This is a genomic window from Bacillus sp. B25(2016b) (assembly GCF_001679765.1).
Taxonomy (GTDB): Bacteria; Bacillota; Bacilli; order Bacillales; family Bacillaceae_G; genus Bacillus_A; species Bacillus_A thuringiensis_K.
Map to the genome: position 1 here is coordinate 3,344,727 of NZ_CP016285.1, position 24,540 is coordinate 3,369,266.

Below are 24,540 nucleotides of genomic sequence, written 5' to 3' on the forward strand. Positions count from 1 at the left end.
CTTCCCGTGTAGATTTGGATTGCGCTTTTTTAAATACTCAACCTGTGCCTTCAAATAAGCATTTTCTTCTTCTAGACTATTAAAATTCTTTCGATTCCAGACACCACGTTGATCATCAAAGGACTCCCCTTGTTGCGCACGTTTTACCCACTCAATAATCTGGGCATCGCTCTTCACACCGAGTTGTTCACGAATTTCTCGCAATGATTTTCTCTCTTCTAATCGAAGACGAACTGCTTCTCGCTTTAGTTCTTCTGTATATTTTTGAAATGATTGTCCTTTTCTTGCCATAAAAAAATCCCCTCCAGATAAAACAGTATTGAGTCCATCATATCAGATGGACTCTTTTTTTACTGTCTACCTATAGGGGATAATACCACATCGGCTCTTTTTTTATTTTCCTTCATTCTTCTCTAACACGTATAAATCTTCTTCGATATTCGTTAATTTCTCACTTACAAGCTTTCTTGCATCTCCAATTGCTTGATTGTATGCAAATGGTCCAACTAATTTAATCATTTCTTCTATTAAACGCTCTGCTTGGAAACGTCCAATTTCATCTAAATCTTCTTCCATGAAAAATTGCTGAATTTGCGCTACAAGCTCTTCTTTTTTATCATTTGGTATTTTTATATTTATCATCCTTGTTACTCCTCTATATTAAAGATAATATCTTCCTTAACTCTACCATAGAAAAATGATTACCAGGACAGCTTTTTGTAACTCCTTCTAACTCCCTATGACCTAGTATATTTTCTTTCTTTATAGCAAATTGCTTCATAAACATTTTACATAAAGAATATAATGCATTCACTTGTGCAGGAGTTGGATCGTATTTATCAAAATTTCCCGTCATACATATTCCAATTGTATGACGGTTATGGTCTTTCGCGTGCGCTCCAATATGTAAACCTCGCCCTTCCACTACAGTTCCATCCTTTTCGATAAAATAGTTGTAACCAATTCCGCTCCATCCTCTTACAGTTTGATGAAATTCATGCGTTTTATACACGTCCCATCCATCTTCAGCTGTATGGTGAATAATCAGTTTGTTTACTTTTTCTAAAGGAACTAATTCATCTTGAAATGTTAGATTGACACGTTTAATTTCCATTTGAACTGCCTCCTCTTAAAAATCAATCATAATAATCGTTTTATCATCTGGCCTTATTCTCTTTTCCGCTTCTAGCTCTTTAATGATTGCTACATATTCGTTTATACTATTCTTTCTTATATATGCAACAGTTTGTTCTAATGACCAATCTGGGTGGAATAATCCGTCTGAACAAATAAAAATTCCACTCACTTCATCTATATGTAATTCACCATGTTGTAAATAATGTATCGCTTCTTTCATTCCATTTGCAACTGAATAACCATTTGGCATATTTGCAAGATAACGATTGTATTTTAACTGTTGTCGCACATCTTGAAAAACATGTTCTTCTGGTACAGATAACCCTTTTTTACGATCTTCTTCCCTCTTCTTTTTTGCTCGTTTACTAATTCCTTCAACTGTGTCTTTCGTTAATACTTGCATCGTTCCATTTTGAAAAGTTGCGACAATCATACAGTCCCCAAGCTGCGCATATTCAATTTTCTCACCAACTATTTGAACTGCCGCGATACATGTGCACCACAAATGCTCTTTTTTTCCCATGTCTACTTCATATTCTAACATTTTGCTTTGCAATGCTTCATTTGCTTTGGCAACTGCAAATTGTAAACTATGATTCTCTCGTAATGCAGTAAAATAACTTGCAAATAAATGCGAAGCGATGTATGCTCCATTATGTCCATTTTCATCACGAAACGGGACAAGTGGTGTTGCACCGTCACATACACCATAAATCTTTTTTTCTTTATTACAAAAATAAGAATCCTCACATTCTTGCTTCAACGGGCTTTTCTGTTGATATGTTTTTATCTTCACAACTGTATCCCCTTTCAAATAATAAAATACTCAAATTCTTTTGATTAATCTAATTTACCGAAATAAACTGTTTTTACCCAAAACTTTCAATATCATATATAATCTTGAAATAATATGAATTTTTCAGTGAAGGACGGGAAAGAAATGGTCAGATTCCTTGGTGTTATTATCGGTTCTATTATTATTGCGGTTGCCTTTAATCTTTTCCTTATCCCCCACAAAATTTTAAGTAGTGGAATTGGCGGAATTGCTATTATTTTAGGGATTGTAACCCCTGTAAACACAGGCATTATTAACTTTGTATTAAACTTACCTATCCTTATTTTAGGGTACATAGGTCTTGGAAAAAAAGTAATTTTTAACACAGTTGTCTCTGTAGTTGTATTATCTGTTGCATTATACTACGTTCCAGTAAAAGTCGTAGCAACAGATCCATTGTTATCTTCTATCTTCGGAGGTGTCATCGCCGGAGCTGGTATTGGTCTTGTTTTTAACTGTAATGGATCCACTGGTGGATTTGATATTATCGGTATGCTTTTATCCCGCAAGCGAGACATTAAACTTGGCGGATTCCTTATTATTTTAAATGCAGTCGTTGTAATAATCGCAGGATTCTTCTTCACCTGGGATGTTGCACTTACAAGCTTACTTTCAATTTATGTAACCGGTAAAGTAATTGATGCTGTTCATACAAAACATCGTAAAGTTACACTTATGATTGTAACAAATGAAGCAGAAAAAATGAAAAAACAACTTCTTTCAACTGTTGTACGTGGAATAACGTTACTTGATGGCGAAGGTGCTTATTCAAGCGAGAAAAAGCGTGTACTTATGACCGTCGTTTCTCGTGAAGAATTAGCAAGTATGAAACTAACAATTTCTGAAATCGACCCGAATGCATTCGTTAATATTACAGAAACTGTAGAAGTGTTAGGACTTTTCAGAAGAAGTTAAAGACTAGGTGGGAATCCACCTAGTCTTTATTTTGCATAAATTCAATTCGGTTTCCAAATGGATCTGACACGTAAAATCGAATTACATCTGGCCGTGCATAATCATCAATCACTTTAACACCTTGCTCTATAAGTGTTTGCTTAAATTCATTAATTTCATTCACATAAAAAGCTGGATGAGCCTTTTTAGCTGGTGTAAAGTTCCGCTCGACACCAATATGAATTTCTTGATTTCCGCATTTAAACCAACATCCGCCTCGTTTTTTCAACTCTTCTGGCTTTGGAATTTCTTCCATACCAATCATATTCCCATAAAAATCACGCGCCTCTTCTTCACACCCTACAGGTGCAGCTACTTGCACGTGATTAATCCCTTGAATATAATTTTTCATTTCCTCTCCCCTCCTCTACCCTAATGTTATATGGAAAACAGCCGTCTGTAACTTACAAAAGGTTTATAAAACAATATAAGCTCCCCTTATTACCACCCTGCATTCACCTTACAAAAAATAAAAAAAACAAAATTTATTCTATAACTTCCATTTTTTATAGAAATACACATTACATCTATATTATAGTTATGAATAGACAAATCTTTTTAGATGCTATTTGTACGGAGGAACTATTATGAGTCGTAAAAAATATTCACCAACTCAAAAAAAACGTCATCCGAACATTTCTAGACGTTTGCGAAACCATATACAAGATCGTTCATTAACAGAAATGTACGCATCTCTGTTCGAACACAATCCTGATAGTATTATTTCATTAAATTTAGAAGGAGTTATTCTACATATAAATCCTTCTGCCGAAAGAATATTAGGTTACACTTCTTTAGAATTAGAACAGAAAAATATTACCTCTATTTTAGAAGCCCATATTTCTGAGCAAGTATTACAAAATATAAAGAATACTGAAGCGGATAATCAACAAGAGTATATCTTATCTATTTATCATAAAAATGGATTCTTATTAGATGTTGTGACAAAACTAGTTCCTATTTTTGTTCAAAATCGTCTTACTGGCGTATATGCTATTATGAAGCCGCTTGAAAAATCAGAAAGAATTGAGAATATGCTAAAAGAAAGTGAGAAGAGATTACGTACATTAGTAAACTCCATGCCTGCCTTTGTTATATTTAAAGATCATGAAGGGCGCTGGCTTGAGGCAAATGACTACGCACTTTCTTGCTTCAATTTCCATCATGTACCTTACCATGGGAAAAAAGATAGCGAACTCATTCAATATAATGAAGCATACCGAGAAGCTTTTTTACATTGTGAAGAAATTGATGAACTAGCATGGCAACAAAGACAAATTCTTCATGGCGAGGAATTTATTATACATAGAGATGATTTCGATCTAATCTTAAGTATATCAAAAGTCCCGCTTTATCATCCTGACGGTTCTCGCAAAGGTCTTATCGTGATGGGGAGAGATGTTACTGAGCTAAAAGAAACTGAAAAGTTATTACGAAAATCTGAGAAGCTCGCAGTAGTCGGACAACTGACAGCTGGAATTGCCCATGAAATTCGAAATCCACTCACTTCTCTAAAAGGTTTTCTAACGTTGCTCCTCCCTGAAATAAATGAGGAGCAAAAATGGTATATCGATGTTATGTTAAGTGAGATTTCACAAATGGAATCCATCACGAGTCAATTTATGGCGATGTCTAAGCCACAAGTATTATCTATCCAAACTTGTAACATACAAACTTTAATTGAAGAGGTAGTTACATTTATTTTACCGACTGCAATTATGCATAGCGTTCATATCATCATGGATCATTTTGATTACGTATATGATATTCAATGTGACGGTAACCAATTAAAACAAGTTTTTATAAACATATTAAAAAATGCGATAGAAGCGATGCCCAATGGCGGAAATATTTTCATCCAAACAAAACCATTAGAGGATAATTTCATCTTAATACGAATTATCGATGAAGGTTGTGGCATTCCAGAAGATCGTATCTCCCGTCTAGGCGAACCTTTTTATAGTTTAAAAGAAAAAGGCACAGGACTAGGATTAATGATGTGTTACAAAATAATTGAAGAACATCATGGTAAATTACACATTTCAAGCGAATTAAATAAAGGTACAATTGTTGATATTAAGCTACCACTTTCTTCATCTCATCTTGCAATCCAGTCTTAAATAAAAAAGAAGCATCTGCTAATCATTAGCAGATGCTTCTTTTTTAAAATGCTTTGTCATACCACTCTTTTGCTTTTTCTACTTCACCCATCGTTAATTGATGCCCTCGATTTTCCCAATGCATTGTTACATTCGCGTTTGCATTTTCTAATAGTACCTTCAATTCCTCTGACTCTGCTGATGAACAAATTGGGTCATTTGTCCCAGCAGCAATAAATACAGATTTCCCTGCTAAATTTGCTAATTGCATTCCTCTTCTTGGTACCATTGGGTGATGAAGCACAGCACCTTTCAATGCATTTTCGTAATGAAATAATAAGCTTGCTGCGATATTTGCCCCATTCGAATAACCGATAGCTACAATGTTATTTCTATCGAATTTATATTCTTTAGCCGCTTCATCTAAAAATTCATTTAATTCCTTCGTACGGAAAATTAAATCCTCTTCATCAAAAATGCCTTCTGCTAATCGGCGGAAGAAACGCGGCATCCCATTCTCTAACACATTTCCCCTAACGCTTAATACCGACGCTTCCGGATCAACTATTTCTGCAAGTGGTAGTAAATCTAATTCATTACCACCTGTGCCATGAAGTAATAACAACACTGGTTTTGACGTATCTTTTCCTTTTTGAAAAACATGTTTCATCATAATCCTTTTCCCCCTTCAATCACTTTAATCTAAATTTCTCACTTCAAATGGTAAAAGCGTTTGTTCAATCTGTTTTCTATGTTGTTCATATTGTTCCGGTAACTTTAATTCCTCACCCATCGTCTCTAACGATTCATCATGAGCGAAACCAGGAGGATCTGTTGCAATTTCAAATAAGATTTCACCATGTTCTCTAAAATAAATCGCGTTAAAATAATTTCGATCTTGTACAGGAGTTACGTGATATCCAAAACGCGACACATGCTCTTTCCAGTCTAGCTGATCAGCATCGTCACTCGCTCTCCAGGCAATATGATGAACTGTGCCAACGCCCATTTGGCCACGACCGATTGTTGATAATTTCAAATCAATAATATTTCCAATGTCAGCAGAAGAACGGAATCGAACAAATTCACCCTCTTCTCCAATTTTCTCAAGACCCATAATATGTTCTAATAATTCAGCTGTTTTTTGAGGCTGTGTAGATAAAAGAACAGCACCTCCAAACCCTTTAATTGCTACTTCTGGTGTAACTTCTCCAAAACTCCAATTATTTAATTCGCCTTCTTCTCTTTCAACTAATTCTATATGCAAACCATGCGGATCATCGAATTCTAAATACCGCTCTCCAAAACGATTCATTTTTGTATACGAAACATCGAATTTTTCTAATCTATTTTCCCAAAACTCCATTGCACCTTTTGGTACAACGTAAGACGTAATTCCTACTTGACCATCTCCAATAATACCTTGACGAGCACCTGTCCATGGGAAAAACGTAATAATTGTTCCAGGCTTTCCTCCTTCATTTCCAAAATAAAGATGGTACGTACCTGGATCATCAAAATTCACTGTTTGTTTCACTAAACGTAACCCCAATACACCAGCATAAAAGTCTACATTTTCTTGTGGATGCCCTACAATCGCTGTAATATGATGGATTCCCATTGTTTTCTTTTCCATTTCTTCCACCCCTTTTTTATTTCATTATAAAAATTCTTTTACATTTAAATTCATTATTCATTTTGTCCATGCTACAAAGTAAAATCCGTCATTATAATTTTATCTCGAATTCGAGATATTAATTACAAGATTACGTATCGGTGTCTAACCTATTGAATTATCTCGAATTCAAGATAATTCACAAAAAATATTTGTTCGATTTATAACCATAATAAATTTTCATTATGAACATTTATTATCTCGAACTCAAGATTTATTATAAGTTACTTATTTTTTATTGTCAATAAGTCCTTACTTTCATTTTACATGTAAAAAGAGTAAACGCTATTCACCGTTTACTCTTTTTGCAAATCATTTCTTTTCTTCTTCCAATACTGCTTCCATCTCATTAAATTCACGATGTATCGCTTTAACTGGTTCTTTCGTTAATAAACTTACAATAATAACAGCTAATAAGCTACAGAAGAATCCAGGTACCATTTCATACATAGTCGCTTTTAAACTTGGAATTTGTACCCAAGTAATAACAACTAATGCCCCGACAATCATCCCAGCAAGAACGCCCCATTTGTTCGTTCTCTTCCAATATAAACTTAATAAAATTGCTGGTCCAAATGCTGATCCAAATCCTGCCCAAGCATATCCAACAAGCGTTAAAATTGTATCACTCGGATGATACGCTAAAACAACTGCAATCATCGCTACAACTAATACTGACAGCCTACCGATAAATACAAGTTCTTTATCACTTGCATTACGACGGAAAAATGTTTTATAGAAATCTTCCGTTACGGCACTTGAAATAACAAGTAATTGTGAGGAAATACTACTCATAATCGAAGCCAAAATAGCTGATAATAAAAATCCTGTAATGTACGGATGGAATAAAATATTTGAGAATGTTACAAAGACCATTTCTGGGTCTTGTAATGTCGCATTATTTTTAGCATAATAAGCGATACCAATTAGACCAGTAAGCATTGCACCTATAATTGAAATCGTCATCCAACCGATACCAATTCTACGAGAAGTTTTTAAATCTTTAATAGAGGTAATTGCCATAAAGCGGACAATAATATGTGGTTGACCAAAATACCCAAGACCCCATGCTAAAAATGAAATAATACCAAGCATTGTAGTCCCTTTAAACATATCTAAATGTGATGCATCAACTTGCTTAATCGTATTGAATGTTTCTGTTACACCACCGACATCCGTAAAAGCAACAATTGGCACTAGTACAAGTGCAATAAACATAATACAACCTTGCACAAAGTCCGTCCAACTTACAGCTAGAAAACCACCAAATAGTGTATACGCAACAACGACACCCACTGTTACAAATAAACCAATTTTATAATCAAGGTTAAAAGAATTTTCAAACAAACGTCCACCTGAAACTAAACCAGCCGACGCATAAAATGTGAAAAATACTAAAATGACGATAGCGGAGACAAAACGAAGTATTTTCGTACGATCTTTAAACCGATTTTCTAAAAAGTCTGGAATCGTAATTGAATCATTTGCCACTTCTGTATACGTTCGTAAACGCGGGGCAATGATTAAATAGTTTGCATAAGCACCTATTAATAAACCTATCGCAATCCATACACTTGATAATCCTGTTGCATACATCGCACCAGGTAATCCCATTAGCATCCAACCACTCATGTCAGAAGCACCAGCTGATAAAGCTGTAACTGCTGGACCGAGTCCCCTTCCGCCTAACATATAATCTGATAAATTGGATGTCTTCTTATAAGACCAATATCCGATATACAACATACCTGCCATATAAATAGCAAGCGAAACCATAATTTCAATCTTCACCAAATCTCTCCCTTAGTCCATAAGCCATTCAAAATTTCGAAAAATGACTTTTTCTATTTTCTTGTTTTCGCTTATGGTTCCCTACCTTAACAAACATTTTTTGTTCTTTCAAGTGAACGAGCACTTTTCATTACATGTGAAAACCTTTATAAACGCCTTTATCCCAGTGGATTACAATGATTTTTCAAGAAGTTAAAGTAAAAATATTCAGAAAATTAAACAGTGTTTTTTCACACCTTATTTTCATCTGTTTACCCGATAAATTTTAAAAGAAAAAGCCACACAAATGTATGACTTTTAGCTTATTGACGTCTCAATTTTCTCTTTCTCTACATATACTTTACGAAATTTCATATAGCATCCAATACACCAAGGTACTATATAACAAACCGCAAGAGTGTAGAAAAGAATACCGATTGACTTTGGATCTAACCCTTGTAAACGTCTTCTAAAATAAGCACGTAAAAGAACGATAACTAAAAATGTAGCAATAAAAGCGATACTTTTTTTTGCATAAATTTGACCATCTTCTCTGACTTCATACCCACTTAAAATAATAAGTGGAATTGACAATAACAATCCGATCCCAGCAGCTATACCAATTTTCCAATCAGCAAGTTGTATCGGTGCTGCATATAAAGAAAAACCTGGTAATAAGAAAAATAATGGCAATAGTAGTCGTCTTCCTTTATTATTAATTGGTCGATTCGTAGAGCGCATGCGTCTAAATATAACGAGCCCTATGACGAGTAAAAAAATTGTAATACTGTAAGAACCTTGCTGCAAGTGAATCTCTCCCTAAAAATAGTCATTTTAAAAAACACTTCCCTATTATACTCCTAATTTTCCCCAAAATATGAGTATTCCTCTAAAAAATCTTACATATCAAATATACTTTTAGGTTTGATTTACTATAGGAAACAACTCCGAAAGAGGAATTACTCTCCCCACCTCGTCTTTAAACACAATATGCTCTCTAGTTAAATAGCGCGGGCTCTTCACTCCCGCCGCTGCCGCTAATGAAAATAAACTATATCTCATACTAATAATATAATTCATGACTCGCCACTTCTTCTCATACGGATCTAATGCTTTTTGATAATGTGGATTCGTCGTGGCTACACCAGATGGACATTGGCCAGAATTACATTGAAGGGCCATAATACAGCCGCTTGCCATCATAAATCCGCGGGCTGAACTTACAGCATCCGCTCCAATCGCTAAAACAATCGCTACTTTATCTGGTGTTATTAATTTACCCGATGCAAATACTTTAAACTTGTTACGGACACCATAATGATTTGCTGTATCGATAAATGTAAGTAATGCTGGGATAAGCGGCAGTCCCATACAATCTGCCATCGATTTATACGTTGCCCCTGACCCACCTTCTGAACCGTCTATTGTAATAAAATCTGGGTAAATGTTTAGTTCTTTCATTGTTTTTATTAAATCTTCCAAAGGCTTCTGCTGACCAATTACAATTTTCATTCCAACTGGTTTACCACCGCTTTCTTGCAACTGTTGAATAAAACAAAGTGTATCCGCTGCATTCTTTAAAAATGAAAATCGATTCGGTGAATTAATCGTCTCTCCCTTTCGGACGTTGCGAACAAAAGCAATTTTCTCATTTACTTTTTGCCCCTCTAAATGACCACCACGTATTTTAGCACCTTGCCCAAATTTCAATTCGAATGCTCTAATATTACTTTCTTTCGCTTTCTCCATGAATTTTTCCATTGAAAAATTACCGTCCTCATCACGATATCCAAATAACCCTGGACCAATTTGTGCAACGATATTTGCTCCTGTATGTAAATGTTCTGGAATAACGCCGCCTTCACCCGTATTAATCCACGATCCGCCTGCCATTTTCGCTCCAAAACCACTCGCTAAAATATAATTTTCTCCAATCGCACCGTAAGAAGTTGCAGATGCACCAAACATGCCATGTAGCTTCCACGGATATTTACGGTTCTCACCAACTATAATTGCATCATCTTCTTCATACAGCCAAAGATTCGTTGTATCCGCTGTCAATTTTTCTCTTCTTGAAAATAACCCTTCTTTATGAATCACGTACTTTTTACCTTCCCGCTCTTGCGTGAGATTCACACTTAATTCCTCAGTTAATATCGGAAATAATGTATTAGCAATATAATAGCCAGAAGCTTCAAAATCTCGTTTTGATCCAAAACCAAGTATTTCAGAGCGATATTTCGCTAAAAACATAACACTTTGAAAATCATAACGTGAGAAAGGCTTTCCATCCGTATCATGATCAAACCAATATTGTCGAAATTCAGGCCCTATCTTTTCCAGTAAGTAGCGCATTCTTCCTAAGTACGGATGTAATTTTAAAATAGAATGATATGTTCGTTTTTTTATAAAAAATGTAATGATAAAAAAGACGATTAAAAGCAACATTAAAAATAGTAATATACTAATAATAACGAGTAGCGTTTCACTCATCCCGCTTCCCCCTATGAAATTCCATAATAAAAGGAGAACACTCGATGTGCTCTCCTTTTATCTTTATTCATACTAACGTAGCAAGATGCTCTTTCGCGTCATATTCAACTAAACTTTCAGCGTGTTTAATTCGATGAACAAAGTCTGGATTAGCAATTAACGGTCTTCCGAATGCCGCTACATCAATCGTTCCTTCTTCCAACGCTTCTTCGGCCTCTTTCGGATTCAAATTACCAACCCCGACAATCGTACCATCCCAATATTTTCTTACTAGTTGATGAAAATTCTTTCCGTCAGCAATCTCTTGCGTATAATTCATCGTTGAAGGATGGATCATCGTTAACCCTACCTCTTTAAATATATTTATGAACGTTTCAATTGCAAACTCAGGGTTTTCCCACATATAAGTAGGATTATCACCTTTGAAAGCAGAGAAGCGAAGAAGTGTTTTATTAGCTCCAACAGCTTCTATTACAGCCGCCGTTACTTCTTTCATAAACGTTAACCTTTGTTTTAAATTACCGCCATATTTATCTGTTCGCTTATTCGCAAACTCATACGTAAATTGATCGATTAAATATCCGTGTGCACCGTGAATTTCTACTCCATCAAATCCAGCTTCGATCGCATTTTTCGCAGCTTGTGCGTATTGACCGATCACTTCTTGTATTTCTTCTAACGTCATTGCTTCTGGCGTATCAAATGGTTTACGAAAACGTGGAACATTTCCCTCTGCAGCGATAGCCGACGGTGCTTGTGGCATTTGACCACCAATTATTTCATGATGACTCATACGCCCAACATGCCATATTTGAGCAATAATCGTCCCGCCTTCTTTATGTACCGCCTCTGTAACAGGTTTCCAAGAATCGATTTGTTCTTGTGTATAAATACCTGGCACTCCTGGGTTTCCTTTTGCTCTCTGACTAATGACAATTCCTTCTGTAATAATTAGTCCAATTCCATCCGCAGCACGTTTTCTGTAGTACTCCACTACATCAGCACCAACTACTCCAGTCTCATTATCTGCAAAGCATCTTGTCATCGGTGCCATCGCTATACGATTACGAAGAGACCAAGCTCCAACTTGAATTGGATCAAACAACTTTGTTTCTTCAACGTTTTCAAAAAATCCCCCAGCATTTACATTTGTTCCTTCATAAATACTCGCTGCTTTATTACTTGAACTTGTCATTTTTCTTCCCCCTAAAAAATCTTACTATAATCGCATCATACTTACTTTTAGATAGTAACGTCAATTTTTACGACTTTACAATAAAAAATTCGAATATCCCAAAAATAAAATGCTATAAATAATATTAAAAAGGTTTCCTTAGGAGGAAACCTTTTTTGTTAACCATATATGGCTGTCAATTCGTTTATCTCTTTAATAAAAAACACCTTATCAATAGAAGTGAAAATGGTTCAGTATTCTTCTAAAAATAATAACTTATATACCTAAAACAATGAAAGCCCTACCTCTCTTTCATCCTTACGGCTCCTCGTCCGTGCCAGTGTGAATCAGGATTGCAAAAATCAAGTAACTATTTTATCGAAGTATTCAATTAAACTTCGAACATTCATAAATGAAATTAAAAAATAAAAATGGATTTGATTGTAGTAATAACAATAGAGGTAATGCTCTAAAAGTGGTTTGAAAGAGTTGAATGTCTTTGAAATGATAAATTTTCTATAATTATGTTCCCAAAAAATTCAAGATCTTTTTTGGGATATAATACATTATTTGTAATGAACCTTAACAAAAGCTTTTTATCTGATTTTCTGTGATACCTTCAATTAATCCCAGTTCACTAATCAAAAATTCATATGCGTTATCTAACATCTTCTTTTCGCTTGCATTAAGTGCTTTTTCTTTCTGTATACGCATTAAATCACGCACAACTTCAGCACCTTCTTGCATTTTACCCGTCTTTATTTTATCAGTGTTCAATTTATACCTTTGTTTCCACGTAAGTAATCTATCTGATTCCCCATGTTGAAAAATATCCATTATGTGTGCTAATGCGGTTATATCCGTAACTGGTCGTATATTCGAATTCAATATTTTCCCTGCTGGAATCATTAGTTCCATATTACTAGCCGACATTTTTATAACATAATACTGTTGTTTTTCTCCTGAGATTTCCTTCTCTTCTATGGCTTTAATTATACCTGCTCCCTGCATTGGATAAACAATGTTATCGCCAATTTGAAACAAATAATCCACCTCCATATATGGTAACCTTCTCAAGTTTAACACAATTTTAGTTTTTTAGCAAAATTTTTATTTTATCACAAAATTATTTTACACGTCAACACTTCAGAAGCAAGAAATTAAATTTACACAATACACTATAAAAACCGCAATTCCATTAACAGTTCCACACACATTCATTCTCTTTTAACACAAAAACACATCACTACATTTAAGTAGTGATGTGTTTTTGATAAGACATAAATAAAGATCTACTTTTCCGTCTATATACTAACCTGCTTACTAACCGTTTCCCTCGCTAAAAGAAAACTCATAATCACTTGCGCTGCTACTCTACTCGTCATATCCCTAAAATCAAGAGTTGGATCAATCTCTACTATATCCATCCCTTGAACGAGCGGTTCTTTACCAAGGAATTCAATCGCATCTAGTAAAGTCGTACTATCCATTCCACCAGGCCCAATTGCTGGACAACCTGGTGCAAACGCTTGGTCTAGCACATCCATATCAAGAGAAATATAAATAGAAGTCACACCTTGATTTCTTAATACTTCAATACTTTCCGTGATAATATCTTTTATTTCTCGCTCTCGTACATCTTTCATTGTATACACTGTCACGCCATGTTCTATTGAATATTCATGGTACGCACGTGCATTAGAAAAATTACGAATTCCAATTTGAACAAGTTGTTTCCCTGTAATGACATCATTTTCTAGTAAACTACGGAATGGTGTACCATTTGACGGGCCTCCATCATCTAAATTACGTAAATCATGATGAGCATCAAATTGAATAATTCCGACCTTTCCTTTACTGTTTGCAAAACCTGTTATACTCGGAAAACTAATCGAGTGGTCACCGCCAAGAACGATTGGTATCATGTTCGGATTTACTTTCGTTACATGACCAACTGTTTTTGCAATTCGTTTATGACTTTCTTTTATATCCGTCACATGCATCGTAATATCGCCGCAATCATATAAGACACTTTCTTTCATATCGTGTTCTTCTGTAATTGCATATGTGCTATATGCATCTAACATCGCACGAATTGTCTTTGGAGCAAAACTTGCTCCTGAATGACTAATAGATGGTTTAGAAAGGGGTGCTCCAATTAAGGCAGCACCGAATATTTCTACGCCTTCCTCCCAATCTTTAATCATCTCACTCCATTTTGTCACTTCACGATCAATAAACTTTGCATTTTTCTTTAAATAGTGGCCGTGCTCCACGATTGTTCACCTCTTGTATATGCAATATTACCATTCTTCCATACTGTATTCACATGACTTACGCCGTAATGATACGGTACGTAAGCATAATTGTAAGCATCCCATAAAACTAAATCTGCCTTACGACCAACTCTAATTTTTCCAGCTACATCACCACGGTTAATGGCATATGATGAGTTAACCGTTACGGCATTCCAAACTTCTTCTGGTGTCATTTTCAGTTTTAGCATCGCAATGCTCATAATAAGCTGAATATTTTCAGTTGGACAGCTACCTGGGTTAAAGTCTGTAGCTAACGCAACTGCAACACCTTCATCAATCATTTTACGACCACGAGCAAAGCTTTCTTTATTTAAATAGAAAGTTGTTCCTGGTAATAATGTTGCTACTGTATTCGAGTTTGCAAGCATTTCAATCCCTTTATCAGAAGCTCCAACTAAATGGTCCGCTGATGCTGCACCGATTTCTGCCGCTGCTTCCGCACCACCAAGAGGGTCGATTTCATCTGCATGAATTTTCACGTCAAAGCCAAGCTCTTTCGCTTTTAATAAAAATTCTTTTGATTCTTCTACAGAGAACACACCTGTTTCACAGAAAATATCAACGAACTCCGCTAATTGCTTCTCTTTCATTTCTGGTAGTAGGTCTAACATCCATTGTAAAAATTCTTTCGATCTACCTTTATACTCTTTCGGAACTGCATGAGCACCTAAAAATGTTGAAACTAAATCGATCGGATGCTCTTTTTGTAATTGTGCTGTTGCCTCTAATTGTTTCCATTCCGTCTCATCATCTAATCCGTAACCACTCTTCGCTTCTACAGTTGTAACTCCGAAAGATAGCATACGGTCTAAATGGAATTTCGCTTTTTGAACAAGTTCTTCTTTCGACGCCTGTTTCGTTGCATTTACAGTTGAAAGAATACCGCCCCCTTTTTCCAAAATTTCTAAGTACGGAACTCCTTGTAATTTTAGTGCGATTTCATTTTCACGAGATCCACCAAATACAAGATGAGTATGCGGATCAACAAGACCAGGAGAAACCATTTTCCCACCGCAATCAATAACTTCTTTCGCCTGAAGTCCTTTCGCTTCTTCCACTGTTCCAACGAAAGTGATTACACCATTTTCAATTCCAACCGCACCGTTTTCGATAACAGGAAGCGTGTTCATCGCTTCCCGTCTTAACAAGCCATCTTCTTGATCCATTGTTAGTAATTGACCGATATTTATTAGTAAAGTGTCCAGCATGTTTTCTCCTCCTTATTTCATCATTGGAATGTTAACGCCTTTTTCTTTCGCAGTTTCCACTGCCAAGTCATATCCTGCATCCACGTGACGAACAACACCCATACCAGGGTCAGAAGTTAATACGCGCTCAATACGTTTTGCTGCTGCTTCTGTTCCATCTGCAACGATAACCATTCCAGCGTGAAGTGAATATCCCATACCAACGCCGCCACCGTGGTGAACAGATACCCAACTTGCACCGTTTACACTGTTAATTAATGCATTTAAAATTGGCCAGTCAGCTACTGCATCACTACCGTCTTTCATCGCTTCTGTTTCACGGTTTGGAGATGCTACCGATCCGCAATCTAAATGGTCACGGCCGATAACGATCGGTGCTGATAATTCGCCATTTGCCACCATTTCATTAATGATACGACCAAATTTCGCGCGCTCACCGTAACCAAGCCAACAAATACGTGACGGAAGACCTTGGAATTCAACTTGTTGACGTGCCATACGAATCCAGTTACATAAATGTTCATTATCAGCGAACTCACGTAAAATTACTTCGTCTGTTTTATAAATATCTTCTGGATCACCAGAAAGTGCTACCCAGCGGAATGGTCCTTTTCCTTCGCAGAATAATGGACGGATAAATGCTGGAACGAATCCTGGGAAATCGAATGCATTTTTCAACCCTTCATCGAAAGCAACTTGGCGAATGTTATTTCCGTAATCAAATGTAATTGCACCTTTTGCTTGCATAGCAAGCATTGCTTCCACATGTTTTGTCATGCTCTCTTTTGATAATTGTACATAGCGCTCTGGATCTTCTTCACGAAGTTTCGCTGCTTCTTCTAATGTGTAACCTACTGGAATATAACCGTTTAATGGATCATGTGCAGATGTTTGATCCGTAACTAAATCTGGCGTAATATTACGCTTCACTAGCTCTGGTAAAATTTCTGCCGCATTGCCTAATAATCCAATTGAAATTGGTTCTTTCTTCTCTTTATACTCGTTCGCAACCGTTAATGCTTCTTCTAACGATTCTGTATACATATCACAGTATCTCTTTTCAATACGGCGATCGATGCTGCGCTTATCAACATCAATAGCGATAACAACACCGCCATTCATCGTTACAGCAAGAGGTTGTGCACCACCCATACCACCTAAACCAGCAGTAAGTGTTAGTGTGCCTTTTAATGAACCATCGAAATGTTGACGTGCCGCTTCTCCAAATGTTTCATATGTTCCTTGTAAAATACCTTGTGTTCCAATATAAATCCAGCTACCTGCTGTCATTTGTCCGTACATCATAAGACCTTTTTTCTCTAGTTCACGGAAGTGATCCCAGTTTGCCCATTTTGGTACTAAGTTTGAGTTCGCTAACAGAACGCGCGGTGCAGCTTCATGTGATTTAAAGATTGCAACTGGTTTTCCTGATTGAACAAGTAACGTTTCATCGCTTTCTAACGTTTTTAATGAATCTACAATCGCCTGATAGCTTTCCCAGTTACGGGCTGCACGGCCAATTCCGCCATATACAACCAATTCTTCTGGTTTTTCAGCAACTTCCGGATCTAAATTGTTCATTAACATACGAAGTGCAGCTTCTTGAACCCACCCTTTCGTTTGTAACTCAGTACCTCTTGGCGCGCGAATTGTTTGTTGTACTTTTTCCATTTCAATCTCTCCTTTTTCTCATTTTATAGTGCTGCGTTTACATCTAATCTTTCTTTGATCGAATAATTCGTTTTTAACCAATACGCAATATTTTCAATATCCGTTGAGAATATGCGGTCATTTGTAATAGAAGGTACTTGCTGACGACCTTGATGGTAGAAGCTCTTCGTCACTGTACTCATGTTTTCAATACCGCGATATTCTGCAGCTTGCATCGCACAAATCATTTCAATTGAAAGAACACGTCTTACGTTTTGAATAATTTGATGTGCATGGCGTGAAGCGATTGTTCCCATACTTACGTGATCTTCTTGGTTAGCTGATGACGGGATTGAATCAACACTCGCCGGATGTGCTAACGTTTTATTTTCAGAAACTAGTGATGCTGCAGCATATTGCATAATCATCGCACCAGACTGAAGTCCTGGTTCTGGACTTAAAAATGGTGGTAAATCATTTAATTGCGGATTCACTAAACGTTCAATACGGCGCTCTGAAATATTTGCAAGTTCTGCCATTCCTACTTTTAAGAAGTCCATCGCAAACGCAATCGGTTGACCGTGGAAATTCCCGCCCGAAATTACTTTTTCCCCACCATCAAAGATAAGCGGATTATCTGTTGCGGCATTCATTTCAATTTCTAATTTTTCTTTCACATAATTTAAAACTTGCCAAGAAGCACCGTGTACTTGCGGGATACAGCGAAGTGAATATGCATCCTGTACACGTAGTTCTCCTTGTTTTGTTGTTAATTTACTGTCATGAAGAATGTCACGAATTCTGCTTGCTACTTCCACTTGCTCTTTATAACCGCGTGCTTTATGAACATTTTCATCAAATGCATCAATAATGCCTTGTAACCCTTCAATTGTCATCGAAGCAATTAGTTCAGCTTGATACGCCGTTGCTTCTGCTTCTATATAAGAAAGAACTCCTTGTGCTGTCATCGCCTGCGTACCATTAATTAACGCAAGACCTTCTTTCGCTTCAAGTTCAATCGGCTCAAGCCCTTCTTCTGTAAGAGCAACCATTGCATGAACGCGTTTCCCTTTATAGAACACTTCACCTTCGCCTAATAATACGAGCGCAAGATGAGATAAAGGTGCTAAATCTCCACTTGCACCAAGTGAACCTTGTTGTGGAACGACTGGATGAATTTTACGATTTACAAACTCAAGAAGCATATTTACAACGAGCGGTCTAACGCCAGATACCCCTTTAAGCATCGTGTTCGCTCGTAAAATTAACATACCGCGTGATACTTCTTCCGGGAACGGATCACCTATCCCACATGCATGTGACTGAATTAAATTATGTTGAAGTGCCTTTACATCATCTTTTTGAATAAGCACATCACTAAACTTTCCAAATCCAGTTGTAATACCGTAAACGACTTTTCCGTCCTCTACAATTTTCTCAACTACTTCGCGGCACTCCGCCACCTTTTGCATACTATTTGGACAAGCTGTTACACCTTCTCCTTCCAGTAATAACCTCTTCATTTCTTCAACTGTCAATGTATGTCCTGTTAACGTAATCATCATTTTTCCTCCTTAAAAAGGCAAAAGGGGACCTTATCTTTTTTAAGACAGACTTCTGTCCTAAAAAAGTAAGGCCCCCTTCTAACTAATAGACTATGGGCAAATCATATGTGATTAATTCCTAAACCAATCGCCTCATGCTCAGATCCCTTTACAGGTGCACCAATCGTTCCATATAATGCAACAGCAACCCATTCGCCTTCTTTTTTTCCGTCATATGGTGTACCGCGCACAATCGCAAAACGAAGTCCTACTGTACGAAGAACGTCTGCTAACTGAATTTGACCTCTCGTCACTCCGTACAAAGCTTCCATAATTGCATGATAAAGTGCATGTGTTTCTCTGTAAACGTCTGTTTCAATAACTTGGTTGCTTTTAGCCGCTGTTTCCATTGCTGCGACAACCTTTTGCGAATTCATCGAACCCACTTTCCCCGTACAATATTTCCAACCTTTCGGAATGGATAATACAGGGCTTTCATTCTCATCCGCAAGTGCCAACAGCATGGCCATACGACCAATTCGATGTGTTCCTTGAAGAAGCATGTGACTCTCTCATTTCTTTTAATTATTTGAATATTTCTTAATTTAAGAATATATGAAAACGGTTAAATCGTCAATAGTTTAAACTCACATTCAAACAATTTTTTTCATCTTCTCCATTTGTGTACACAAATGATTTACACAAATTTTTCAGGCATGCTATAGTCTCACTAACAGATGCAAAGGGGAGAGATTTCAATGAAAAAGCGAAAAGATATTCATTTTCGAATTGAAGAAAAATTACTTGAAAGGTTTGAATCCGCACTCCATTACGAAGGTTTAAAGAAAACCGATGTATTAACACATGCGATTCAACAATTTTGTATGAAAGTGGAATATGAAAAAATGAATGATGTAAAACGGCAATATAGCGTTAGTAACAATTTACAAACACGTATCGATACACATAAACATTACGAAGAAAAACAAGTGAATTTAGATGAAATCGTTATTGAACATTTACAACTTCAAGGGAGAGAAAGAATATTAGAGGTTGGGTGCGCTAACGGAAAATTCCTTTCCCTTTTGCAAGCGAATGGCCATAAAGGTCAATTAACCGGTTTTGATCAATCAGAAGCCATGCTTTCTGAAGCCACTAAAACGAATAATTTAATTGAATGGAGACTAGGTGACGCTGGAAAACTTCCTTTTGAAGCTAATTGCTACGACTGGATTGTCGCAAGACATATGCTATATCACATGAAAGATGTCGAAAAAACAATTCAAGGATTCGATAAAGTAATTCGTCCTGGTGGCTCACTTTTAGCTACAACAAATTCTAGCGTTACACTACCTCGTATAGTTGAAATGTGTAACCGCATGTTAGACGCATTTGATTTGCCGAAAACAACATCATCAGTCACTCCATTTTGTTTAGAAAACGGTAAAGAGATATTACAATCCGTTTTTCCAACTGTTGAAGAAACAGTTATTCATAATGCTCTCGTTTTTCATCATGCTACTCCGATTGTAAACTATATTTCTAGCATGTTTCCGTCGTTAAATATACCGGATAACACACTTCTTCACACCGAAATGAAGGAATGGCTAAAAGAAGAAGTAGAAAATGAATTGTTACTTCATAATGGTATATGGCGCGATCCGAAAACGTTAGCCATTTATCGATGTCAAAAAGAAAAAAGCTAGCATTAGCTAGCTTTTATACATTCTCAGGCAAAAGCTTCTCCATCATCACATTCCCTTTACCACCGTAAAAATTTATATTATGTTCGTTTGCTACTCCAAAATAAGAGGCAATCGCTATTCCGAATGGTACAAATGCATGCCCTTGTGCTGTAATGATATTTGAGTGTTGCACAACTTCTTTATACACAAAATTTTCTACTGGAAAACAATCAAGCTTTTGATAATCTAGGGTCACTGTATACGAGATTTCTTTGAATAAGCCTGCTTTTGCTAGCGCATACGGTCCAGCACAAATTGCCGCCACTAATTTTTCTTGTTCATGAAATTGACGAATGATTGAAAAAAGAGGTTTTGCATCTTTCAACTGTACTTCTTCTCCACCTGGAATAAGTATCCCCTCATACTCATCTACACGTACTTCACTTACTTCTATATGCGGCTGCACTTGCAACCCGGTTTCACTTATAACCAATTCTTTAGTTAAGCCCGCTGTGGTGATTTCATATTTATTTTTCAGCAATGCCGTTGCTACTGTTATTTCAAACTCTGCAAATGTTGGGTATACAAATAAAAGTATTTTTTTCATAGCCCTCTCTCCTTTAGCCAGTCCATAAAATATACCTCTAAATTGTTCACTGTTAATCTATTTGTGTCCACATAAGTTACAGGAAATTGTTTATACCAATCTTTTTCAGTTTCTACTAATTTAAATTGCTCCTCAAACGTACTTCTGTTTCTTGTTCTATCATCATTATTTTTTCTAGCATATACATTCTTTTTCGTAACATCTAAGTAAAAAATCGCATCCGAACGGCATTCTCTTAATTTATATAATTCATCTTTCAATTCAGTTTCTATATCCCACTCTTCTCCTATAATCGTTGGATAAAAGAGTGTAAAAAACTCAATGTCTTCTGGTCCGCGATCAAAAATTACGACTGAATTTTTCACATTTTGAAACTCCTTAATTTTTGCTTCCATAAACATTTTTTGATTCATAATAAACCCTACTTTTGAATTCATATCTAAATTCAATTTTTTTCGCTTCTCTACAATTGGATATGGATTTTCATATATAACTCGAAACCCTCTCTTTTCTAACCTTTTTGCTAATGTTGTTTTTCCGCTAGCCATCGGCCCTTGCAGTGAAATTACATATGCCACGCCTCTCATTCCCTTACACTTTAGTACACCTATAATATACAGAACCTTGAAAACTCTCAACATTATATATATCATCTTGTTTCTTATTCTTATCTAACTTATAATGAAAAATAGAGATTATGACGGACGCATCAATAATGTAAGCTTGGAAATCCAAGCTTACATTATTTTTTGCTTTCCCTTTTCTAATAAAAAGAGTATACTAGATTAGAACGTATGTTCTTAATAATTACATACAGTAAGGAGATAGAACAATGGTATACGACACAAAAGCAATTTCTTGGAATGAATCTTTAAAACAACTTCAACGCCGCTATACAAACAAACAAGTTGACCGAAAAGAATTTGAGGATATTGAACTGATGGAATTCTTCCGCGATAACAACTACATTTCTTTACCTACACATATAAGCGGCCTATCAAAAACACGTTTTACTTCTTACTCTATTTTCACAACTGAAGATAAAGATCGTAAAGTTGGCACACTTATTATTGAGTATGTTGAAGACGATAATAATAATTTATGTGTTGAACAACTATACTTCGTTTAAACTATAACGCTTGGTCAAAATGACCAAGCGTTCTTGCTTTCTATGAATCTCACTGTATATAATATGAATAAAAGAAAACCGCTATCATTAAGGGGGGATATGCTTGCTCGAGGGATGGTTCAGTTGGTTCATTGTATTATGGACGGTTATTTTATTAGGGCTTATGTCTATCGGTGGATACTTTATGTTCAGAAAATTTTTAAAACGTTTACCGAAAGAAGACGGCATGTCCATTTTAGATTGGGAAGAACACTACATAAATAAAACGAGACATTTATGGACTGACGAACAAAAACAATTGTTAGAAGAGCTTGTAAGTCCTGTTCCAGAACTATTTCGCGATGTTGCAAAATCAAAGATTGCTGGAAAAATTGGAGAACTTGCATTACAAGAAAATGCCTCTCAAATTACACAAGACTTAATTATTAAAGGATACATCATTGCCACACCAAAGCGTGATCATAAATTTTTAATTAAAAAACTACAAGAAAAAAAGATTGATTATTCTAACTATCAATCTTTACTTGCAAAGTAACTTCATATTATTTTCGATAAAAAAGACAGCGCCTTTGACGCTGTCTTTTTTATTTAATACATATACAGTTTTTAAGTTAGCTTCATATCTTTTTCATTATAAAAACCATCTTCTTTTTCCATTTCCTTCTGTAATTTCGTAAAGGAACGATACATTGCAATTCTCCATGACACAATCATCGCAAACGCAAGTAAGAAGAACATGCCACTAAGTTGTCCTAAATCAAGAGATTGACTTAAGTATGTTTTAAATACAATCCGCACTACAAGTAATCCAATTAATATAAAAACAAAGGCTTTTGAACGCTTCAAATAAATCTCTTGTCCTCTAATTTCAAATTTAGATGTTTTAATAAGAAAAATAGAGAAAATCAAACCGACACCAATTGCTTCTAACATTTCTGCTGGAGTTAATCGAAATTCAGGAAAAACATACATCAATGCGCCCGTACTCATAAAAAATGGCGGAAGTATAATTTTTTTCAATGTTGCAGGTTTCTTAGCTGCTTTTAAACGAATAAACATCGCACCGACAGCCATACAAACAGCAACGATACTTGATAAAAGAACTATGTTCATATTTTCTCATCCTTTTTTGTGGCTATATGCAAAATATACTTTCATTATATGCTTTTCCGTTAGTATTTCCAACATTTTCGCAGAATAATACTAAAAACCAGTAAAACCACCAAATAAACTTGAGAAATATACGATAATTTTCGTCATCCAGTTAAAGTATAGGAAGACACCCATAACAATCATAATATATCCTCCGACTTTCATGAAGGCCATACTATTTCTTTTAATCCAAGACATTTTCGTAATAAAGAATGACAATACGAAAAACGGGATTGCAAATCCAAGTATGTAAGCAATCATGTATATCATTGCTGATTCTGGATTTGTTGCTGCTAATCCAATTACGGACACTAGAATTGGTCCGGTACATGGCGTCCACCCTGCTGCAAAAGCTAATCCAATTAGTACTGATCCAAAATAGCCACTTGGACGATTTTTAAATGTAAATTTACGGTCTTGCATTAAAAATTTCGGCTTAAACACCCCGACAATAATTAAGCCGAACACGATGATAAATATACCACCTAACTGTCTGATTAAATCTTTATAGTCAGTAAAGATTCCTCCAATAAAACTTGTACCAAATCCAATTGCAATAAATATAATTGAAAATCCAAGTAAGAAAAACGCTGTATGTATCATACTTCTTTTGCGAAGCATTGCATTTTCTTCTTTCAATTCAGAAACCGACATACCTGTTATGTACGATAAAAATGCCGGATAAAGCGGTAAGCAACATGGGGAAATAAATGATAAGAACCCGGCGCCAAACGCTAAAAAAATACTAATATCTTGCATCATTCCACTCCTCTCCCTAAATATTGTAACAAAAACACATAAAAATACTATGAACAATTCGTGAAATCACTTTTACAACGTGGTAATAAGAAAAACCATACTTCCTCACAGTTTCTAATAAAACGTTTTCATTTCCTTCTATTATATAGAAAAACTCAAATGGATTTTACAACTCCTTTAATTGTTATTACCATAACAAAGGTAACATAGTTTCTCAAATAATTAGCACGTTACTAGTACGTCTATATACATATTGGTTTAAAAAAATATTTTTTTCAAATGCTGTCTCTATACAATACAAAGTTGATTTTATAATACTTCTACTATTAATAATTTCAAGATTATGCATAA

Annotated in this window: 27 protein-coding genes; 5 read left to right on the forward strand and 22 right to left on the reverse strand. The window is 35.8% G+C overall.

Annotated elements, in window-relative coordinates:
• The 4 genes from BAQ53_RS16980 to BAQ53_RS16995 all read right to left on the reverse strand — a co-directional run.
• On the reverse strand, positions 1-291 hold a 291-nt coding region (locus BAQ53_RS16980; RefSeq protein WP_481747207.1), incomplete at its 3' end, for a transposase.
• 102 nt (positions 292-393) lie between these two features.
• Positions 394-642, reverse strand: a complete 249-nt coding sequence (locus tag BAQ53_RS16985; RefSeq protein WP_208906053.1) for a DUF2164 domain-containing protein — start codon at positions 640-642, stop codon at positions 394-396.
• 13 nt (positions 643-655) lie between these two features.
• On the reverse strand, positions 656-1,114 hold the full coding sequence (locus BAQ53_RS16990; protein WP_208906055.1) for a peptidoglycan recognition protein family protein: 459 nt from the start codon (positions 1,112-1,114) through the stop codon (positions 656-658).
• Between the two features lie 15 nt (positions 1,115-1,129).
• Positions 1,130-1,951, reverse strand: a complete 822-nt coding sequence (locus tag BAQ53_RS16995; protein ID WP_208906063.1) for a PP2C family serine/threonine-protein phosphatase — start codon at positions 1,949-1,951, stop codon at positions 1,130-1,132.
• Between the two features lie 126 nt (positions 1,952-2,077).
• Between BAQ53_RS16995 and BAQ53_RS17000 the strand changes: the two genes are divergently transcribed.
• A complete protein-coding gene (locus BAQ53_RS17000) occupies positions 2,078-2,887 on the forward strand; it encodes a YitT family protein (protein WP_000251344.1) in 810 nt (269 codons plus the stop codon).
• A 19-nt stretch (positions 2,888-2,906) separates the two neighbouring features.
• Here the strand turns inward: BAQ53_RS17000 and BAQ53_RS17005 are convergent, their stop codons facing one another.
• Positions 2,907-3,278, reverse strand: coding sequence for a VOC family protein (locus tag BAQ53_RS17005; protein ID WP_000800778.1), 372 nt, complete (start codon positions 3,276-3,278; stop codon positions 2,907-2,909).
• Positions 3,279-3,513: 235 nt separating this feature from the next.
• Between BAQ53_RS17005 and BAQ53_RS17010 the strand changes: the two genes are divergently transcribed.
• Entirely contained in the window at positions 3,514-5,046 is a 1,533-nt protein-coding gene (locus BAQ53_RS17010) for a BA3702 family sensor histidine kinase (RefSeq protein ID WP_000087651.1), read from the forward strand.
• Positions 5,047-5,089: 43 nt separating this feature from the next.
• Here BAQ53_RS17010 and BAQ53_RS17015 read toward each other — a convergent pair whose 3' ends face one another.
• The 12 genes from BAQ53_RS17015 to hutP all read right to left on the reverse strand — a co-directional run bounded on the left by BAQ53_RS17015 (position 5,090) and on the right by hutP (position 19,420).
• Positions 5,090-5,698, reverse strand: coding sequence for an alpha/beta hydrolase (locus tag BAQ53_RS17015; RefSeq protein WP_000975488.1), 609 nt, complete (start codon positions 5,696-5,698; stop codon positions 5,090-5,092).
• 24 nt (positions 5,699-5,722) lie between these two features.
• Positions 5,723-6,661: a ring-cleaving dioxygenase gene (locus tag BAQ53_RS17020; protein WP_000412750.1), complete on the reverse strand. Its 939-nt coding sequence runs from the start codon at positions 6,659-6,661 to the stop codon at positions 5,723-5,725.
• A 351-nt stretch (positions 6,662-7,012) separates the two neighbouring features.
• Positions 7,013-8,491 carry a sodium/proline symporter PutP gene (gene putP / locus BAQ53_RS17025; protein ID WP_208906065.1) on the reverse strand — a complete coding sequence of 493 codons (1,479 nt, stop codon included), beginning with the start codon at positions 8,489-8,491 and terminating at the stop codon, positions 7,013-7,015.
• 297 nt (positions 8,492-8,788) lie between these two features.
• Positions 8,789-9,277 (reverse strand): CcdC protein domain-containing protein, encoded by a 489-nt coding sequence (locus BAQ53_RS17030; protein WP_208906067.1) that lies wholly within the window; start codon positions 9,275-9,277, stop codon positions 8,789-8,791.
• Between the two features lie 111 nt (positions 9,278-9,388).
• On the reverse strand, positions 9,389-10,963 hold the full coding sequence (locus tag BAQ53_RS17035; RefSeq protein ID WP_000005176.1) for an FMN-binding glutamate synthase family protein: 1,575 nt from the start codon (positions 10,961-10,963) through the stop codon (positions 9,389-9,391).
• A 67-nt stretch (positions 10,964-11,030) separates the two neighbouring features.
• Positions 11,031-12,158, reverse strand: a complete 1,128-nt coding sequence (locus BAQ53_RS17040; protein WP_061884490.1) for an alkene reductase — start codon at positions 12,156-12,158, stop codon at positions 11,031-11,033.
• Positions 12,159-12,719: 561 nt separating this feature from the next.
• Entirely contained in the window at positions 12,720-13,181 is a 462-nt protein-coding gene (locus BAQ53_RS17045) for a CarD family transcriptional regulator (RefSeq protein ID WP_175423368.1), read from the reverse strand.
• Between the two features lie 260 nt (positions 13,182-13,441).
• Complete coding sequence (hutG, locus tag BAQ53_RS17050; protein WP_061884491.1) at positions 13,442-14,413, reverse strand: formimidoylglutamase; 972 nt, start codon at positions 14,411-14,413, stop codon at positions 13,442-13,444.
• The gene (hutI, locus tag BAQ53_RS17055; RefSeq protein ID WP_000887544.1) at positions 14,392-15,663 is read right to left on the reverse strand and encodes an imidazolonepropionase; all 1,272 of its coding nucleotides are present in this window, start codon (positions 15,661-15,663) and stop codon (positions 14,392-14,394) included. The genes hutG and hutI overlap by 22 nt, the downstream gene beginning before the upstream one ends.
• A 12-nt stretch (positions 15,664-15,675) precedes the next feature.
• Positions 15,676-17,334, reverse strand: a complete 1,659-nt coding sequence (hutU, locus tag BAQ53_RS17060; RefSeq protein ID WP_000416942.1) for a urocanate hydratase — start codon at positions 17,332-17,334, stop codon at positions 15,676-15,678.
• A 23-nt stretch (positions 17,335-17,357) separates the two neighbouring features.
• Positions 17,358-18,875, reverse strand: coding sequence for a histidine ammonia-lyase (gene hutH / locus BAQ53_RS17065; protein ID WP_089148855.1), 1,518 nt, complete (start codon positions 18,873-18,875; stop codon positions 17,358-17,360).
• Positions 18,876-18,979: 104 nt separating this feature from the next.
• Positions 18,980-19,420 (reverse strand): histidine utilization transcription antiterminator HutP, encoded by a 441-nt coding sequence (gene hutP, locus BAQ53_RS17070; RefSeq protein WP_000926516.1) that lies wholly within the window; start codon positions 19,418-19,420, stop codon positions 18,980-18,982.
• Positions 19,421-19,615: 195 nt separating this feature from the next.
• Between hutP and BAQ53_RS17075 the strand changes: the two genes are divergently transcribed.
• On the forward strand, positions 19,616-20,563 hold the full coding sequence (locus tag BAQ53_RS17075; protein WP_000746255.1) for a class I SAM-dependent methyltransferase: 948 nt from the start codon (positions 19,616-19,618) through the stop codon (positions 20,561-20,563).
• Positions 20,564-20,576: 13 nt separating this feature from the next.
• Here BAQ53_RS17075 and BAQ53_RS17080 read toward each other — a convergent pair whose 3' ends face one another.
• Positions 20,577-21,149 carry a DJ-1/PfpI family protein gene (locus BAQ53_RS17080; RefSeq protein WP_208906069.1) on the reverse strand — a complete coding sequence of 191 codons (573 nt, stop codon included), beginning with the start codon at positions 21,147-21,149 and terminating at the stop codon, positions 20,577-20,579.
• A complete protein-coding gene (locus BAQ53_RS17085; protein WP_208906071.1) occupies positions 21,146-21,736 on the reverse strand; it encodes an AAA family ATPase in 591 nt (196 codons plus the stop codon). Before BAQ53_RS17085 ends, BAQ53_RS17080 begins: the two co-directional genes overlap by 4 nt.
• A gap of 245 nt (positions 21,737-21,981) precedes the next feature.
• On the opposite strand from BAQ53_RS17085, the gene BAQ53_RS17090 reads away from it, so the two are divergent.
• Both BAQ53_RS17090 and BAQ53_RS17095 read left to right on the forward strand, forming a co-directional pair.
• The gene (locus tag BAQ53_RS17090) at positions 21,982-22,278 is read left to right on the forward strand and encodes a hypothetical protein (protein WP_000262406.1); all 297 of its coding nucleotides are present in this window, start codon (positions 21,982-21,984) and stop codon (positions 22,276-22,278) included.
• Between the two features lie 103 nt (positions 22,279-22,381).
• Positions 22,382-22,813 carry a DUF2621 domain-containing protein gene (locus BAQ53_RS17095; RefSeq protein WP_000889393.1) on the forward strand — a complete coding sequence of 144 codons (432 nt, stop codon included), beginning with the start codon at positions 22,382-22,384 and terminating at the stop codon, positions 22,811-22,813.
• Positions 22,814-22,884: 71 nt separating this feature from the next.
• Here the strand turns inward: BAQ53_RS17095 and BAQ53_RS17100 are convergent, their stop codons facing one another.
• The 3 genes from BAQ53_RS17100 to BAQ53_RS26505 all read right to left on the reverse strand — a co-directional run bounded on the left by BAQ53_RS17100 (position 22,885) and on the right by BAQ53_RS26505 (position 24,334).
• Positions 22,885-23,391, reverse strand: a complete 507-nt coding sequence (locus BAQ53_RS17100; protein WP_001028440.1) for a CcdC family protein — start codon at positions 23,389-23,391, stop codon at positions 22,885-22,887.
• Between the two features lie 90 nt (positions 23,392-23,481).
• Entirely contained in the window at positions 23,482-24,189 is a 708-nt protein-coding gene (gene ccdA, locus BAQ53_RS17105) for a cytochrome c-type biogenesis protein CcdA (protein WP_001152676.1), read from the reverse strand.
• Between the two features lie 16 nt (positions 24,190-24,205).
• Positions 24,206-24,334, reverse strand: a complete 129-nt coding sequence (locus BAQ53_RS26505) for a peptidase T (RefSeq protein WP_074593505.1) — start codon at positions 24,332-24,334, stop codon at positions 24,206-24,208.
• Between the last annotated feature and the right edge of the window lie 206 nt (positions 24,335-24,540).